General features: G+C 58.1%; 17 protein-coding genes and 1 tRNA gene. 9 read left to right on the forward strand and 9 right to left on the reverse strand.

The annotated features are described in order from the left end of the window. On the forward strand, window positions 1-239 hold a 239-nt coding region (locus tag AC1DSG_RS16470), incomplete at its 5' end, for a hypothetical protein (protein ID WP_477791838.1). A 95-nt stretch (window positions 240-334) separates the two neighbouring features. Here the strand turns inward: AC1DSG_RS16470 and AC1DSG_RS16475 are convergent. Next, window positions 335-961 carry a hypothetical protein gene (locus AC1DSG_RS16475; protein WP_477791839.1) on the reverse strand — a complete coding sequence of 209 codons (627 nt, stop codon included), beginning with the start codon at window positions 959-961 and terminating at the stop codon, window positions 335-337. Between the two features lie 218 nt (window positions 962-1,179). Between AC1DSG_RS16475 and AC1DSG_RS16480 the strand changes: the two genes are divergently transcribed. From AC1DSG_RS16480 to AC1DSG_RS16500, 5 genes are read left to right on the forward strand one after another with little or no spacing between them, the layout of a single operon-like run. Further along, window positions 1,180-1,350: a hypothetical protein gene (locus AC1DSG_RS16480; RefSeq protein ID WP_477791840.1), complete on the forward strand. Its 171-nt coding sequence runs from the start codon at window positions 1,180-1,182 to the stop codon at window positions 1,348-1,350. Next, window positions 1,337-1,699, forward strand: a complete 363-nt coding sequence (locus AC1DSG_RS16485; RefSeq protein WP_477791841.1) for a hypothetical protein — start codon at window positions 1,337-1,339, stop codon at window positions 1,697-1,699. Before AC1DSG_RS16480 ends, AC1DSG_RS16485 begins: the two co-directional genes overlap by 14 nt. Next, window positions 1,696-1,851 carry a hypothetical protein gene (locus AC1DSG_RS16490; RefSeq protein ID WP_218423731.1) on the forward strand — a complete coding sequence of 52 codons (156 nt, stop codon included), beginning with the start codon at window positions 1,696-1,698 and terminating at the stop codon, window positions 1,849-1,851. The genes AC1DSG_RS16485 and AC1DSG_RS16490 overlap by 4 nt, the downstream gene beginning before the upstream one ends. 2 nt (window positions 1,852-1,853) lie before the next feature. Beyond that, entirely contained in the window at window positions 1,854-2,471 is a 618-nt protein-coding gene (locus AC1DSG_RS16495) for a hypothetical protein (RefSeq protein ID WP_477791842.1), read from the forward strand. Next, window positions 2,468-2,695, forward strand: coding sequence for a hypothetical protein (locus AC1DSG_RS16500; RefSeq protein WP_477791843.1), 228 nt, complete (start codon window positions 2,468-2,470; stop codon window positions 2,693-2,695). Before AC1DSG_RS16495 ends, AC1DSG_RS16500 begins: the two co-directional genes overlap by 4 nt. A gap of 203 nt (window positions 2,696-2,898) precedes the next feature. Here AC1DSG_RS16500 and AC1DSG_RS16505 read toward each other — a convergent pair. The 5 genes from AC1DSG_RS16505 to rpsU form a co-directional block, all read right to left on the reverse strand. Next, window positions 2,899-2,975: transfer RNA gene (locus tag AC1DSG_RS16505), tRNA-Ile, on the reverse strand. Window positions 2,976-2,990: 15 nt separating this feature from the next. Next, window positions 2,991-6,737 carry a bifunctional diguanylate cyclase/phosphodiesterase gene (locus tag AC1DSG_RS16510; RefSeq protein WP_477791844.1) on the reverse strand — a complete coding sequence of 1,249 codons (3,747 nt, stop codon included), beginning with the start codon at window positions 6,735-6,737 and terminating at the stop codon, window positions 2,991-2,993. A gap of 121 nt (window positions 6,738-6,858) precedes the next feature. After that, on the reverse strand, window positions 6,859-8,706 hold the full coding sequence (rpoD, locus tag AC1DSG_RS16515; RefSeq protein ID WP_477791845.1) for an RNA polymerase sigma factor RpoD: 1,848 nt from the start codon (window positions 8,704-8,706) through the stop codon (window positions 6,859-6,861). A gap of 67 nt (window positions 8,707-8,773) precedes the next feature. Next, window positions 8,774-10,753 carry a DNA primase gene (gene dnaG / locus AC1DSG_RS16520; RefSeq protein WP_477791846.1) on the reverse strand — a complete coding sequence of 660 codons (1,980 nt, stop codon included), beginning with the start codon at window positions 10,751-10,753 and terminating at the stop codon, window positions 8,774-8,776. A gap of 482 nt (window positions 10,754-11,235) precedes the next feature. Continuing rightward, on the reverse strand, window positions 11,236-11,451 hold the full coding sequence (gene rpsU, locus AC1DSG_RS16525; protein ID WP_002551877.1) for a 30S ribosomal protein S21: 216 nt from the start codon (window positions 11,449-11,451) through the stop codon (window positions 11,236-11,238). Window positions 11,452-11,650: 199 nt separating this feature from the next. On the opposite strand from rpsU, the gene tsaD reads away from it, so the two are divergent. After that, complete coding sequence (gene tsaD, locus AC1DSG_RS16530; RefSeq protein WP_150780503.1) at window positions 11,651-12,676, forward strand: tRNA (adenosine(37)-N6)-threonylcarbamoyltransferase complex transferase subunit TsaD; 1,026 nt, start codon at window positions 11,651-11,653, stop codon at window positions 12,674-12,676. A gap of 23 nt (window positions 12,677-12,699) precedes the next feature. Here tsaD and plsY read toward each other — a convergent pair whose 3' ends face one another. Continuing rightward, complete coding sequence (gene plsY, locus AC1DSG_RS16535) at window positions 12,700-13,269, reverse strand: glycerol-3-phosphate 1-O-acyltransferase PlsY (protein WP_477791847.1); 570 nt, start codon at window positions 13,267-13,269, stop codon at window positions 12,700-12,702. A 74-nt stretch (window positions 13,270-13,343) separates the two neighbouring features. On the opposite strand from plsY, the gene folB reads away from it, so the two are divergent. Both folB and folK read left to right on the forward strand, forming a co-directional pair. Beyond that, window positions 13,344-13,700: a dihydroneopterin aldolase gene (gene folB, locus AC1DSG_RS16540; RefSeq protein ID WP_007980224.1), complete on the forward strand. Its 357-nt coding sequence runs from the start codon at window positions 13,344-13,346 to the stop codon at window positions 13,698-13,700. Further along, a complete protein-coding gene (gene folK / locus AC1DSG_RS16545; protein WP_477791848.1) occupies window positions 13,691-14,209 on the forward strand; it encodes a 2-amino-4-hydroxy-6-hydroxymethyldihydropteridine diphosphokinase in 519 nt (172 codons plus the stop codon). Before folB ends, folK begins: the two co-directional genes overlap by 10 nt. A gap of 82 nt (window positions 14,210-14,291) precedes the next feature. Here folK and AC1DSG_RS16550 read toward each other — a convergent pair whose 3' ends face one another. Together AC1DSG_RS16550 and AC1DSG_RS16555 are read right to left on the reverse strand one after the other, a co-directional pair. Next, window positions 14,292-15,521 (reverse strand): multifunctional CCA addition/repair protein, encoded by a 1,230-nt coding sequence (locus AC1DSG_RS16550; protein ID WP_477791849.1) that lies wholly within the window; start codon window positions 15,519-15,521, stop codon window positions 14,292-14,294. Window positions 15,522-15,584: 63 nt separating this feature from the next. Continuing rightward, the coding region (locus AC1DSG_RS16555) for a SpoVR family protein (RefSeq protein WP_477791850.1) at window positions 15,585-16,472 on the reverse strand (888 nt) is incomplete at its 5' end.

The following is a 16,472-nucleotide window of genomic DNA, read 5'->3' on the forward strand; positions in this document are numbered from 1 at the left end:
GTTTCAGAACCGTCTCAGTCCGAGAAACCCAAATCGTGATGTTCATTGGAGACCCAACGGGAATCACTCCAATATTTAGCCCCGAGCAAATAAAAAAAATACCCGTTGTCGACGCTGCTTTTAGGAAGGTTGTGTCCAAGTTGGGCGACTTCAAAGCAAAGCGTGCAGCCAAGACGCTTCAAGACCATATAGACGCGCGAAAAACCAGAGCCAAGCAGTTTCTGAAGGCGCGCGGTTAGCTACCATGCTGCGAAAGCGGCACAAACCTCAGAATGTTTAGCTACGTCGAAGGAAGCGCCGCCTAACTTGTAGTGACTGCAATCGTGCAGTCAGTCTAGTCATCCGCAGCCTTTTTCTGCTCCTCCGCCGCAGCTATCATTTTCTTTACTTCGGCGAAAGTGTGTCCAGTTCGGAGCTGGTAATAGGCGTCCCCGAATATATCGTAGGCATCCGCGATAAACGATGGACCTAGATCGCCGATACCGCTTAGCTTCATGCGCAAGTAGTTGGGATTGCTATCGTGAACTCGTTGCATGTAAATCGAGGCCACCTTTGCGTCTTCACCCGTCAAACATGCGCGTAAGTAGTCTGTCAAAGCCTCGCCAATCGGTGACCTTGGTTCCTCGATGGCAAGCGCAAGATTGCTTGCGAAATAACTCAGTAACTTCTCACAAAAAGGCTCGCTTTCTACCTGGCGCATGAACATGAGCACGCCGACGATGCGGAGCACCGAGTGCTCTTTCGCCATGCGTTCCCTTTCGTCAAACGAGATATTAAGAGCTATCTGCTCATCTTCATCCGGGAGCAGTTCAAGGTCGTCCTGCCATTTCCTAGACTTGAGAAAGTACTGTTCAACCCAGTCAGCAAGCTTACTTGGATCAGAAATTACGTCACGACCTGTTTGCTCAGCCTTTACTACTGGCAGCTCGGGGCTTTGCTTACGCTTGAGAAATCCAAACACGTGACTGTCCTTTTTTATTGAGTGCGGCATCCATTTCAATCATCGCAGAAGAAGACGAAAAAGTGCAAAAGGGACACCTTCGATTGTCAGTCGCGGCCGATAGCCCGCAGCGAGGCGCGCCCCCTCGGTTTGCAGCACAAGAGAAAACTGTCGACTGCACCCCAACCCTTGCAAATACTTGAATCAACGCGAGTCTGCGCGAATCAAGGAATCACGCCATGACCGGGCGCATAACAGGATCGAAGAACACAAAGCCATCGAAGGCAGACGTACGCCGCCACATCGAGGCACTCCGCGAGCTGGCCGAAGCCGGCGACATCGCGGCCCGAGTCGCGCTGATAGAACTATCGGTCAAGCTGCTCGCGGATAAGAAGAATGGCCGCCGCTAAGAACAAGCCAGCCCCCGACCTCATCCGCCAGCGCGCGGCTGGGATGGGCGCCGACATGCTCGACGTCTTGGAGGCAATGGCCCGAGCCGGCGACGTTCAAGCCGCCAAAGCCATCCTCAATAAGTCGACCCCGGACCTCAAGCCGGCCGCGGCCATGGTGACCTTCCCGCTGCCCAAGGGACAAGACCTCACCGCGGCAAGCTGGGCCATCCTCAGGGCCGTCAGCGGGAGCAAGCTGCCCCCGGATATTGGCGCCTCACTGATCGCATCACTCGCCCAGATCGCCCGCATCACTGAAGTCTCCGAGTTTGAAAAGCGCCTCACCGCGCTTGAGGAGCAGCAACCATGAAGATCGTCCGCCTGCGGGCACTTGAGAAACGGCGCGGCCCACCGAAGCTGACCGCCCTCCAGCAACGCATTTTCGACGAGGCCGCGCGGCTCATCCGCCTCGGTCACTCACGCCAACAGGCCATCGACGCCGCCTTGGACCAGGAGTTTTAAGCATGAAAGAGCAAAAGCAATACGACGCCGCGGCCGGCAAGGTGGCTGACCTCGAAGCGCAGCTAGCCGAGGCCCGCGACAAGGCCAATGATCACGTCCGCCTTCTGGAGAAGGTCGAATCACTCAAAGCGCAGGGGGCCGCGGCCGGCGCGGCCGCGATTGCCGCGGGCACGAGCCTCGGTGATTCGAGTGATTGGCTGCAAGCGAGAAAAGCACTCAACTCGGCTCAAGAATCACTGGCCGAGTCTGAAGTCACCGCCGCGGCCTACATGGCGCGGATCGACGATCTAAACGACCAGCTCCACGACGCCCAACTGGAGGTCAAAGAAGCCGTCAAGAAACTGACCGCTGCCCAGTACGACGAAGCCTGCAAGGCCGAGGCATCGGCCGCCGAAGCCTTCCTCAAGGCTGGAGATGATTTTTACGCCGCTCACTGCGCCTACGCGGCGACCATCGACGTTCGGGTCAAGCTGCACAACAAGATCGTCGGCCTAGCTGAGTGGGTAGGGGGAGGATACCCGGTTGAAGTCATTCTGAAGGCCCCCGGGGGTTCCACACTCACTCGCGCCGAACTCACACGTCTGCCGCCGAAGGCGCTGAAGCTGAAGGGGGTAGCATGAAACAGTCGATTGAAGAACGGGTGAAGGCGATTCTGGCCGCGGTCGAAGGGCTTGTGCAGCGCCGGTTGCCGAAGGCTGAAGATGAGTTTGATCCGATGGATGCGCCGGGGCAATACAAGGCAAGCGACACGGCGGCATTGAACGGCCGGGCCGCGGCTCTCGCCCGGATCGCCGCCGACCACAAACGCATCGAAGCGATCAACGCCCAGTTACCCTCACGCTAACGTCTCGCGTGCGTGAGGCTGCAAAAGCTCGCGGCAGGGTCGCGTTTACCTCTTTCGTGATTCAGGCAGCGGGCTTTTCGATACCCTCGGTCTTGCTTCCGCCGGGGGTATTTTTTTGGCGTTGAAAACCCCATTCGGGGTGTCAAGCGGGGTGTCGCCAGCCTTTCTGGGAAGACCAGAAAGGCTGAAACCCTTGGGATAGATGGTGGGCCCACACGGACTTGAACCGTGGACCAAAGGATTATGAGTCCTCTGCTCTAACCAACTGAGCTATAGGCCCTCAGTAGGCCGCGGATTATAGCGATGGTTTCTCTGCTGTGCTATCCGAAAAATTCGATACGGCCATTCGAAGAAACATCGCGGCAAATTCGTCGGCGGGAAGAGGCTGGCTCACGATGTAACCCTGGATCTGCCCGCAGCCTTCGGCGGCGAGGAATTCCTGTTGGGCCAGAGTCTCAACACCTTCGGCGATGACGGTGAATTGCATGCTGCGGCCCAACGCGATGATTGCTCGAACAATGGCCGCATCATGCGGATCGTCAGGCAGGCCGCGGATAAACGATTGATCGATCTTGAGAATATCCAGTGGTAGTCGCTTGAGGTAGCTCAAGGACGAGTAGCCGGTACCGAAGTCATCGATGGCTAACTGTACACCCAACTGTTTGAGTTGATGCAGCACCGTCAGCGCTTCCTCAGCCTGGCTCATGATGAAATTTTCGGTAATTTCCAGTTGCAAAAATCCGGGCTGAAGATGGCTGTCCTTGAGCAGTTGCTCGATCCGCCCCAGCAGGTTTGGTTGGCGCAGTTGGGCGCCAGCGAGGTTGACCGAGAGCGGGCCGAGGCATTCATATACCTGATTCCATTCGTGCATCTGGCGGCAGGCGGTCTCAAGTACCCAGTCACCGATCTGCAGAATCATGCCGTTTTCTTCGGCCAAGGGAATGAAGTGTTCCGGCGGCACTGTGCCGAAGGTGGGGTGATGCCAACGAATCAGTGCTTCGGCACCGACCAGTCGATGGTCATCAAGGCTGATTTTCGGTTGGTAGTGCAGCGTCAGCTCGTTGCGCTCGATGGCGCGCCGCAATTCATGTTCCAGCGCCACGCGTTCGTTGGCCTGTGCAGTGAGGTCACGGGTGTAGCGTTCAATCCGGTTGCGCCCCTTGGCCTTGGAGCAGTACATCGCGGCGTCGGCGTTTTTGACCAATGTGGCGACGTCGCAGCCATCCTTGGGGTACAGGCTGGTGCCGATACTGGYGCTGATAAAAAACTCGTGATCACCCGCCTGGAACGGCTCGGCGAAACAATTGAGCAGCTTGGTCGCGATATTGTCGGCATCGCTATTCTGTTGCAGGCCTGGTAGCAGGATGATGAATTCGTCACCGCCCAAGCGCGCAACGGTGTCGATATCGCGCAATTGCTCTTTGAGGCGCACGGCGATGCCTTTGAGCAGCAGGTCGCCGACCGGATGGCCGAGGCTGTCATTGATGTGTTTGAAGCGGTCCAGGTCGAGGAACAGCACGGCACCCTGGCCACCATTTTCCTGTTGGGTGTTGAGGGCGGTCAGCAGTCGACTCTCAAACAGTGTGCGGTTTGGCAGGCCGGTCAGTGGGTCGTGGTGCGCCTGGTAGTCGAGTTTGGCCTGGGCGTATTTGAGGCTGGAAATGTCCGCGAACACGGCCACGAAGTGGGTGATGAACTTGTCCCTGTTACGTACCGCGCTGATGGTCAGCCAGCTCGGGTAGAGCTCGCCATTCTTGCGGCGGTTGGAGATCTCGCCTTGCCAATGACCTTCGGCCGTCAGTTGGTGCCACATGGCCGCGTAAAACGCGCTGTCGTGAAGGCCCGAAGCGAGCAGGCGAGGGGTATGGCCCAATGCTTCGCTCTCGCTGTAGCCGGTAATTTCGGTAAACGCGCGGTTGACCGCACTGATGTGCTGCTGGGTATCTGTGATCAGCACTCCCTCAGCCGTGCTTTCGAACACGGTGGCGGCCTGTTGCAGCTTCTCCTGCATCAGGTGCCGCTCGGTGATGTCTCGGGCAATGGTCAACATGCAGTCTTCATCGCCGATCGGCAATGGGCGACTCGACACTTCGCAGAGACGGATCTGTCCGTCGCTACGGCGAATGTGGCAACTGAAATCGCGGACGAAGCCGTCCCTGTGCAGCAGGTCGAGCATCTGTTTGCGCTCGTTGAGGTTGACCCATATACCCAGGTCCAGGGTGGATCGATCAATGGACATCGCGCTGTTGAAGCCGGTAATGCGGCTGAAACCTTCATTAACCTCCAGCAGCAACCCGTCGCTCTGCCGCGACAACAACAAACCGTCAGGGGAGGCGTGGAACGCCTTGGCGAATTTCTCTTCGGAGGTTTGCAGTTGTTGCTGGGTTTCTTTGAGCTGGCTGATATCGCGCACTACCACCACGAGGGCTGGGGTCGTATCGAGATCAAAAGGCTCGGCGGAAATCAGGCCGGTAAACACCTGGCCGTTGCTGCGACGAAAGGGCATCTCCAGGTTGCGGATGCTGCCGGCCTGCAGTCTTTGCAGCAGCCCCGGCCCAACGCCGGGGATGCCCCAGATATTCAGGTCAGTGGCGGTCTGGCCGATGACTTCTTCGGACTTGAGGCCGATTTGCTCTTCGAACGCTTTGTTCACTTCCAGCAGGCAACCGTCGGACAGGCGCGCGATCACCAGGATGTCCGGGTTTTGCTGGAAGACCGAGGCGAATTTTTGTTCGGAGAGGCTCAGTGCCTCTTCAGTACGTTTGGCGTCACTGATGTCGATCATCAGCCCACGCAACACCGGCTCATGACCGTGTTCGATCAGGCTGACGATGTCGCGTACCCACAGGCAGCGGCCATCGGCAGTGATGACTCGGTAATCGACACTGTGATCGCGCCCAGCCAGCACTTCGCGATCACAGTAGGATTGGGCACGTGTCAGGTCCGCAGGGTGGATGATGTTGCGCCAGAACCCCGGAATCAGCCAATAAGACAGGGGATAGCCCAGCAGGTCTTCGGCGTGCGGCGACACGTAGCTGTAGGTGTAATCGCTTATCCGCGCTTCCCAGGCGATGGCCGACAGACTCTCGACCAGCCCGCGATAGTGGTATTCGCTGCTGCGCAGTTCCTGTTCAAGGTCGACCCGACGCGCAATTTCAGAGCTCAGTCGACGGTTGATCCGGATCACCACGGCCAGCATTCCCATCAGAAACAGCAACCCTGGCAGGCCATAAATCAGCACATCCGACCAGAAGCTTCGCTGATCCAGGACGTTACCCACCCAGCGTTGCTCAATGGCGCTGATTTCACTCGGGCTCATGTCCGCCAGTGCTTTGTCCAGAATGCTGACCAGCACCTTGTTGTCGGGAGGCGTGGCCATTGCCAGTTGAAAGCGATAGGGGGTTTCGCCACTGACATACAGCCCTGCGAGCTTGAGCTGGCGAAGGTTCCAGACGCTGGAAGCGAGATCACCCACCACGGCGTCCACTTCGTCGGTGGCGAGCGCTTGTAAGGCAGAGCTCACATTGGGCATCGGCACCAGACTCAGATCCGGGTGGTGGGCACGCAACAGCTCATGGGGCGCATAGTTTTTCACTACGGCGATTTTCAGCCCGTACAGCTCTTCGATTTTGTGCGGTTGGGCGCCTCCGACGTGGGCCAGGATGACAATCGGAAAGTCGAGATAGGGCCGAGTAAACGACAGGAACGACTGGCGCTCCGGGGTCGACATGATGCCCGGTATAACGTCCAGTTTGCGTTGCTTGGCCTGTTCCAGCAGAGCGGTCCAGCTGCCCGGCTCGACGGGTGTTAGCTTGATGTCCAGCCGATGACGGATCTCATTGACGTAGTCCTCCACCAGGCCCTGATATCGGCCCTGTTCGTCGCGGAACTCAAATGGTGGCCAAGCGGCGTCCACACCCAGGTGTAAATCCGGGTGTGCGGCCAGCCAGCTACGTTCGTCATCGGTCAGAGTCAGCGCGCCAGCCGTTGCGGTCCAGGTCATCAGCGACAGCAAAAAAAACACGGACGGCAGTCTGGGCATAACGGTCTCGTTATGGCTCGGGGAATGGTTCGAGTGTAGACGGGCTAAGCGGCAGGGGGGATGTGCGGGGGATTTAATCTGCATAAAGCAAAACCCCCGGCCTGGGCCGGGGGTTCTGTTGTTACTCGTCGAGGAAGGAGCGCAAATGCTCGCTTCTCGTCGGGTGGCGCAGCTTGCGCAGTGCCTTGGCTTCGATCTGACGAATCCGTTCACGGGTCACGTCGAACTGCTTACCAACCTCCTCAAGGGTGTGGTCGGTATTCATGTCGATACCGAAGCGCATGCGCAGAACCTTGGCTTCACGGGCAGTGAGGCCTGACAGTACTTCGCGAGTCGCTTCTTTAAGGCTCTCAACGGTGGCAACATCGATTGGCGACTGCATGGTCGAGTCTTCGATGAAGTCACCCAGATGGGAGTCTTCGTCATCACCGATCGGGGTTTCCATGGAGATCGGCTCTTTAGCGATCTTCAATACCTTGCGGATCTTGTCCTCAGGCATTTCCATGCGTTCGCCCAGCTCTTCCGGGGTCGGTTCGCGACCCATTTCCTGCAACATCTGCCGGGAAATACGGTTGAGCTTGTTGATCGTCTCGATCATGTGCACCGGAATACGGATGGTGCGGGCCTGGTCGGCGATCGAGCGAGTGATCGCCTGACGGATCCACCAGGTGGCATAAGTCGAGAATTTGTAGCCGCGGCGGTATTCGAACTTGTCTACCGCTTTCATCAAACCGATGTTGCCTTCCTGGATCAGATCGAGGAATTGCAGGCCACGGTTGGTGTACTTCTTGGCGATGGAGATCACCAGACGCAAGTTCGCTTCGACCATCTCTTTCTTCGCGCGGCGGGCCTTGGCCTCACCGATCGACATGCGACGGTTGATGTCCTTGATCTCGGCGATCGTCAAACCGGTTTCGGTTTGCAGTGCGGTCAGCTTCTGCTGGCAACGAATGATGTCCGGCTGCAGGCGACCAATGGCTTCGGCGTATTTGCTTTTGCCTTTGGCCAGTGCATCGGTCCAGCTTTCGTCAACTTCGTTGCCCGGGAACTGACGCAGGAAGTCGGCACGCGGCATGCGGGCATCACGAACGCAAAGTTGCATGATCGCGCGCTCTTGTTGACGCAGGCGATCCAGGGCACTGCGAACACGCTCGACCAGGCCTTCGAATTGCTTCGGAACCAGTTTGATCGGCATGAACAGCTCAGCCAGGGCCAACAGCTCGGCGATTGCCAGCTTATTGCCACGACCGTGCTTTTTCAGCGCCTTGCGGGTGATTTCCATCTGATCGGAGACAGCGCCAAAACGCTGTGCCGCGATGATCGGATCCGGGCCGCTTTCGGCTTCTTCTTCGTCATCCGTTGCTTCGGCGTCATCGTCGTCGGTGTCGTCGGCAGCTGGCGCGGCTTTCGGATCGATCGGCGGTGGCACTTCTGCAGCAGGCGGCGCAATGCCGTCGTCCGGGTCGATATAACCGCTCAGGACGTCGGACAGGCGGCCACCTTCGGTGGTGACGCGAGTGTACTCGGAGAGAATATGATCAACCGTGCCAGGGAAGTGCGCAATTGCGCCCATCACTTCGCGGATGCCCTCTTCAATACGTTTGGCGATTTCGATTTCGCCTTCACGTGTGAGGAGCTCTACCGTACCCATTTCGCGCATGTACATGCGCACTGGGTCGGTGGTGCGACCAATGTCGGTCTCGACCGCTGCCAACGCGGCTGCTGCCTCTTCGGCCGCGGCTTCGTCGGTATCGGCGTCGGCCAGCATAAGGGAATCCTTATCTGGCGCAACCTCGAATACGTTGATCCCCATGTCGTTGATCATGCGGATGATGTCTTCCACCTGTTCCGGATCTGAAATATCCTCCGGCAGGTGGTCGTTGACCTCCGCGTAAGTCAGGTAACCCTGCTCACGACCAAGTGTGATCAACTCTTTGATACGAGACTGCTGTTGCGCTTTTCCGGACATAACACCCTATCCACTGAAGGTCTTGGCGGGCAAAAAACAAGCCGAGGATTATACCTGAGCTATGACCTCACGCGCCAGTTGAGGTCGGGTTTGATACAGCCATATTGCGTTTTAATAGGTCGCGCATCTGATTTGCGATCTCATTTGCTTCCTCCGGGGTCAATCCCGGCTGTCTGGCTTTCCTGATAAGTACTTCCAGGCTATCCGTGTGTTGAGCTGCCGATAACCTAGTAATGGTGTCTAAAAACTGTTGTTCAAGGTTGTCGCCTGCAATCAGCCATTCCTTTTCTGCCAATGCCTTGAGCAAGCGCCCCTGTTCGGTCCCATGCCAGCGCGCCATCAGCTGAATTGAGTTTAGCTTAGGATTTTTTTGCACGGCCTCGATCAGGGCCACGAGCAGTTGCGCGTAGGTATTGCTCTCATTGGCAAAATGGTTGGCGGTTTCTACCCGGCCAGCCAGGTCTGGGTGATGAATAAGGGTGCGCAGTGCAATCAGCGTGGGCGCTTCTACGGCAATCGGTGTGCGTGGGGCGCTCGGTTGATCACGATCACCGCCGCGCTTGCCATTCTTGTCCCACGGCTTCTTGTCCCACTTCTTGCCGCCAGCGCCAGGTTTCTTCGGCGTCCATTCCTGCTGCGGCGCATACATCTCTTGTGACTGCGGCTGATGGTAGTCGCTGTAATCGGGCATGGCGTCGTAATCGATGCCTGGATCGTAAGCCGGTGGCGCGTCCTGGGGAGCGCTTTGCACCAGTTGGCTGACTGCTTCACCGCTAAGGCCGGTGATTTCGGTCAGGCGCTGGCGCATCAGGATACGCAGGTTTGCGCCCGGAACTTTGTCGATCAGCGGCGCGGCGAGAGTGGCCATGTGGGCCTTGCCTTCGAGCGAGCGCGGATCCGACTCTTCGGTCAACTGCTGGAAAAAATAATCCGCCAAAGGCTGGGCGTGCTGGTTGATCCGCGCACGGAAAGCATCCGTGCCTTCGGAGCGGACCAGCGTATCCGGGTCTTCGCCTTCCGGCAGGAACAAAAAGCGTGCGCGCCGGCCGTCTTGCAGGCAGGGCAGCGTCGCTTCYAATGCTCGCCAGGCGGCGTTGCGGCCTGCCTGGTCGCCATCGAAACAGAACAGCACGTTGGGCACGACACGAAACAGTCGCTTCAAGTGCTCTTCGCTAGTGGCGGTGCCCAAGGTCGCCACGGCATTGCGCAGGCCTTGCTGGGCGAGGGCGATGACGTCCATATAGCCTTCGACAACGATGATTTCGTCGAGGTTGCGGTTGTTTTTGCGTGCTTCATAAAGGCCGTAGAGTTCTTGGCCTTTATGGAAGACCGGGGTTTCCGGTGAGTTCAGGTATTTCGGCTTGTCGTCGCCCAGTACCCGGCCGCCGAAGGCGATGATGCGCCCACGGCTATCGCGAATCGGGAACATCACGCGATCGCGGAAGCGGTCATAGCGTTTGCCGGTTTCGGCGTTCTCGATCAGCAGGCCGGCATCGACCATGGCTTTTTGTTGCAGGGTGTCACTGCTCAAATGTTTGAACAGATTGTCCCAGCCCGGCGGAGCAAAGCCGAGGCCGAAGTCGCGGGCAATCTCGCCGGTCAGTCCGCGACCTTTCAAGTAGTCCACAGCCGCTTTACGCGATGGATGGCTTTTCAGTGCCTGACGGTAAAAGTCGGCGGCGGCGGTGAGCAGTGGATACAGCGGCGAATCGGTCGGTTGCCGCGGTTTGTGCGGCCGGCCGCTTTCTTCGCGGGGGATTTCCATGCCGGCGGCTTTGGCCAGTTCTTCGACAGCCTGGACGAAATCCAGGTTGTCGTGGTCCATCATGAAGCCGAGGGCATTGCCGCCAGCACCGCAACCGAAGCAGTAATAGAACTGTTTGTCGGGGCTGACGCTGAAAGACGGGGTTTTTTCTTTATGGAACGGGCAGCAGGCGGTGTAGTTCTTGCCGGCTTTTTTCATTTGCAGGCGCGAGCTGACCACATCGACGATGTCGGTGCGGTTCAGAAGGTCGTCAATGAAGCTCTGGGGAATTAGCCCGGCCATGGCGTTCTCGTCATCTGCGCTGAAATGGACCCAAAACGAAGGGCGGCCGAACGCGGGTCGTTGTTTGAGGCGCGCAAAATGTGCGGCTCGACCGGTGTCGTCTGCGTAATCGCTATCGGGAAGTGTATCTGCCGAAAATCCACTGAGGTTAATACCAATCAGTAATCGACGGTCTGAAAGTGTTGCGCTGAATCCGCTGCGGCCAGTCGTTGGCCTCGGATAGCTCAATAAGCGGGCACGCAAGCAGGTGCCTTGGGCTGATCGTCGTGAGAGGAATCAGTGGGTGTGCTCGTCAGTAGCCTTGGAAGGCTCGTCAGAAAAGACGTGCACCGCTGGCAAAAGAGCCAGGTCTGACGCTGTAAAGCAGATTTGTCTCGGTCGCGTCTGCGGCGTCGACAGTGAAGCATCAAGCGTTTTACGCAAATGCCATTAGCCCGGCTGAGGGCCGGGCTTGGCAGAAGCTTGCTACGATCGTCTGTGTATTAGTACAGACGAACGGCGCGGCGCTGTTCGCGCTGAACTTTCTTCGCGTGACGCTTAACAGCGGCTGCTGCTTTGCGCTTACGCTCAGAAGTTGGCTTCTCGTAAAATTCGCGGCTACGAACTTCAGCCAGTACACCGGCTTTTTCGCAGGAGCGCTTGAAACGACGCAGAGCTACGTCGAAGGGTTCGTTCTCTTTTACTTTGACGGCTGGCATCCAGAGCTACCTTCATTCATTACCGGGGTCAACATCCTCGCGGCAAAAGAGCACTTGAAGACGTCGGTTTTTAAGGGTTGCGGATGTTAACTCCTCATCGCTCGGAATGCAAAGCCTCTGATCGAAAACCGCTGGTCGGGGCATCACGCGACGACTATTATGCGCGCCTTCGAATTCAGCCTAAACAAGGCGCAAACCCATGCTAGTACTGGGATTAGAAACCTCCTGCGATGAAACTGGTGTCGCATTATATGACAGTGAGCGCGGGCTGTTGGCCGACGCACTGTTCAGTCAGATCGACCTGCACCGTGCCTATGGTGGCGTGGTGCCGGAGCTGGCCTCGCGCGACCACGTAAAACGGATGCTGCCCTTGATTCGTCAGGTGTTGGCCGAAGCTGACTGTGTGCCGACCGAGATCGACGCCATCGCCTATACCGCGGGTCCTGGCCTGGTCGGTGCGTTGCTGGTGGGGGCTTCATGCGCCCAGGCGCTGGCCTTTGCCTGGGGTATTCCGGCCTTGGGCGTGCACCACATGGAAGGCCACTTGTTGGCACCGATGCTGGAGACGCAACCGCCAGAATTTCCGTTCGTCGCTTTGTTGGTGTCCGGTGGTCATACGCAGCTGGTTCAGGTCGACGGAATCGGTCAGTACACGCTTTTGGGCGAGACCCTGGACGATGCTGCCGGTGAAGCTTTTGACAAGACCGCGAAAATGATGGGGCTCAATTATCCGGGCGGCCCGGAAATTGCGCGCCTGGCCGAGCAAGGTGTGGCGGGACGATTCACGTTTCCGCGTCCGATGTGCGACCGCCCGGGGCTGGCGTTCAGCTTCAGTGGCTTGAAAACCTTCGCTTTGAACACCTGGCAGCAGAGCGTCAGCGCCGGGGACGACAGCGAGCAAGCCCGTTGCGACATCTCTCTGGCGTTCCAGCAGGCCGTGGTGGAGACTTTGACCATCAAGTGCAAGCGAGCCCTCAAGCAAGCGGGCATGAAGCGTCTGGTGATTGCTGGGGGCGTCAGCGCCAACAAAGCGCTGCGCACCTCGCTGGAGAAAATGCTCGGCGACTTGAAGGGCGATGTGTTCTACGCCCGCCCGGAGTTCTGCACCGACAATGGCGCGATGATTGCGTTTGCCGGGTGCCAGCGCTTGCAGGCCGGTCAGCATGAAAGCCTGGCAATCAGCGTGCAGGCGCGTTGGCCGATGGAGCAATTGTCGGCGCTGTAATGAGCTGCGCTCACGTCCGGCATTTAAAAATGCCGTTCGCGCCCGGCAAACAGGTCGCGTAGATTGCCGCGATGACGCCAGACAATCAGCCCCGTGAGTACGCTCATGGGCAGCAAGGCCGTCGGTTCCTGCCAGGCAAGCAGCGGCAGGGTCAGCGGTGTGGCGATGAGTGCGGCAAGCGAGCTGGTGCGGGTCAGGTAGAACGTCAGCAGCCAGGCACAGACCGCCAGCAGCGCGGCGGGCGGGTAAAGCCCGAGCAACATGCCGGCAGCGGTGGCGACACCTTTGCCTCCGCGAAAACGGAAGTACACTGGAAACAGATGGCCGATGACGGCGCAGATGCCGATCCAGGCCTGATCTTGTAGGGAAAGGCCCGCAATGCCGGCGATCAGCACGGGCAGCAAGCCTTTGCAGAGGTCGCCGACCAAGGTCAGGGTGGCGAGTTTCTTGCCGGCCAGGCGCAACATGTTRGTGGCACCGGCATTGCCCGAGCCACTCATTCGCGGATCGGGATTCCCGGTCAGGCGGCTGAGCAATATGGCGAAGGACAGAGAGCCAAGCAGGTAGGCGAGGATCGCCAATAACCAAAACATGCTAACTATTCCGGGTGAGGACGCCCTGATTCTAACGGCGCATTGCGCCCTTGTCGTGCAGTGGAGAAGAGTGCTTGGACAGAGTGTTTATCGAGGGCCTGGAAGTCGACACCGTGATTGGTGCCTACGACTGGGAGCGAGGCATCCGGCAATGCCTGCGTCTTGATCTGAGCTTCGCCTGGGACAATCGCCCGGCGGCAGCCGGTGATGACCTGACCCTGGCGCTCGATTACGCCAGTGTTTCATCGCGAATCCAGGCGTTTGCGGAGCAGGCGCAGTATCAATTGGTCGAGACCTTTGCCGAGCGTCTGGTCGAAGTGCTGATGAGCGAATTCAAGATCACATGGGTGCGTCTCAAGCTGACCAAGCCTGGCGCCGTCCCGGCTGCCACGGGTGGTGTGGGCGTGGAGATCGAGCGCGGATGTCGCTGACTCAGGTGTACCTCGGGCTCGGTAGCAATATCGAGCGTGAAACCCATTTGCAGGCGGGTCTGGAGGCTTTGGCGGCGTTTCTGGTGGATATCCGCTGTTCTGCTGTGTTCGAAAGTCAGCCAGTGGGCATCAAGAGCGGGCCGTTTTTCAATTTCGTGGTGTCGGCGTACACCGATCTGCCGCTGATGGAGCTGGACCGTCGATTGAAATTCATCGAGGCGGACAATGGTCGTTATGCGCCGGACCGCAAGGGTCTACCGCTGGATATCGACGTCCTGTTGTTTGGCGATCTGGTGGGTAATTTCGATGGGTTGATCCTGCCACGAGCCGAGATTCTGAAGAATGCCTTTGTGTTGTGGCCGTTATCGCTGATAGCGCCGGACCGTGTGCATCCAGGTGCAGGAAAGAGCTTTGCGACCTTGTGGAGTGAAACGCAGATTGATCAGGTGTTGGCGCCGGTGGCTTTTGAATGGCGCGGTGAGCAGCTGACTTCTTCAAATTTGTTGTGACTTGATTGGCGCCATCGCGGGCAAGCCCGCTCCCACAGGTGCGATGTAGCTCTTGTGGGAGCGGGCTTGCCCGCGATGCTTTTCAGGCGGACGCCGCTTCCTTGTAGGCTTTCAGTGCTTTAAGCCGTTCACGCTTGATCGCCTCACCCAGTTCCGGCCCCTTGAATCCCTTCTCCAGCAAAGGCTGAACCGCCACGCTCCGCGCTGCTGTCGCCGCCCCGCGCAAATAATCCGCTTGTGGATAACTTCTCTGCTCCAGCCCTTTGCGCCCGCGGGCATCCATCTCGCACGCGGCAATGAACTCCTCAAAGCGCTGCGGACGGCGGTATACGTCGAAACTTTGTAACAACTCCAGCAAGGTCGAAGGTTTCAGCTCCAAGGCACGATGGCCATGGGTGTGATATTGACCGACCAGCAACGCCAGTTCCTGACAATCCTTCGGCGCCTTGAAGCGTTCATTGACCGCTTTGATCAGCTTCAGGCCTGTGTGCTCGTGAGCAATATGGCGGGGCCACTCTTCTTCTGGCGTCAGCCCTTTGCCCAGGTCGTGCAGCAGGCACGCCCAGCGCACAGTCAGTGGTTGTTTGTGCAGCGCCGATTGTTCCAGCACGCTCAAGGTATGCAGTCCGGTGTCGATTTCCGGGTGGTGAGCTTGCGGCTGAGGAACGCCAAATAACGCGTCGACTTCAGGCATCAGCGCGTTGAGTGCACCGCATGCGCGCAACACTTCAATGAATACTTGCGGCTGATCTTCCAACAGGGCACGAGAGATTTCTTTCCAGCTGCGTTCAGCGGTCAAGGCTTCCAATTCGCCGGATTCGCTGAGCTGGCGCATCAACTCCAGAGTCTCTGGCGCAACGGTAAAGCCTAGCGCTGCATAGCGCGCAGCAAAGCGGGCAACGCGCAGGACACGGAGTGGATCTTCGGCAAACGCGGGGGAAACGTGGCGGAGCAGGCGAGCTTCAAGATCGCGCTGGCCATGGTAAGGATCGGTCAGGTTCTGCTGATCGTCTTCGGCCATGGCGTTGATCGTCAGGTCGCGGCGGATCAGGTCTTCTTCGAGGGTGACCTCGGGACTGGCGTAAAAGGTGAAGCCGCCATAACCGCGTCCGCTTTTGCGTTCGGTGCGAGCAAGGGCGTATTCCTCACCGCTTTTTGGGTGAAGAAATACCGGGAAGTCCGCTCCCACCGGGCGAAATCCCTTGGCGAGCATTTCTTCAGTCGTGGCACCCACCACCACCCAGTCGATATCAGTAACAGGTTTGCCCAGCAGGCGATCACGTACCGCACCGCCGACTTTATAAATCTGCATAAAAAACCTCCGTTAGCTCGACAGAATAACCGTTGCGTCGAACTTTCGGAGGTTCTGGCTCGCTCAAAGATGAATGACGGCCAAGTCCAGTCGCCCGTAATCTCCTTCGCTGTGCTCATTTCTGGGGGGGACGTGATGGGTTTTCATCAGCTGATCCCCTTGCAGGGTTTCCAGGTGAATATCGAAGCCCCACAGACGGTGCAGGTGCTTGAGTACTTCCTCGGTGGACTCGCCCAGCGGCTTGCGATCATGTTGCTGGTGCCGCAGGGTCAGAGAGCGGTCGCCACGCCGGTCGATGCTATAAATCTGCACGTTAGGCTCGCGATTGCCCAGGTTGTACTGCGCCGCGAGGGTTTCACGGATGATGCGATAGCCATCTTCATCGTGGATCGCTGGCACCAGCAGGTCGTCCTTCTGGTCGTCATCGAGAATGCTGAACAACTTCAGGTCACGGATCACTTTCGGTGACAGGTACTGCAGGATGAAGCTCTCATCCTTGAAGCTACTCATGGCGAACTTGATGGCCGACAGCCAGTCCGTGCCGGCGATTTCCGGAAACCAGTGGCGATCTTCATCGGTGGGTTCTTCGCACATGCRCCGAATGTCCCGGTACATGGCAAACCCAAGGGTGTAAGGGTTGATTCCGCTGTAGTAAGGGCTGTCAAAGCCCGGCTGAAAGACCACGCTGGTGTGGGAGGTCAGGAACTCCATCATGAACCCGTCGGTGACCAGGCCTTCGTCGTACAGATCGTTCATCAACGTGTAGTGCCAGAACGTGGCCCAGCCTTCGTTCATCACCTGGGTCTGGCGTTGTGGATAAAAGTATTGAGCAATCTTGCGCACGATCCGCACGATTTCCCGTTGCCAAGGTTCCAGCAGCGGGGCATGTTTTTCGATGAAGTACAGGATGTTTTCCTGAGGTTCGGCGGGGAAGCGTGCATTGTCCTTATC

This window comes from Pseudomonas sp. P5_A12 (assembly GCF_056400685.1).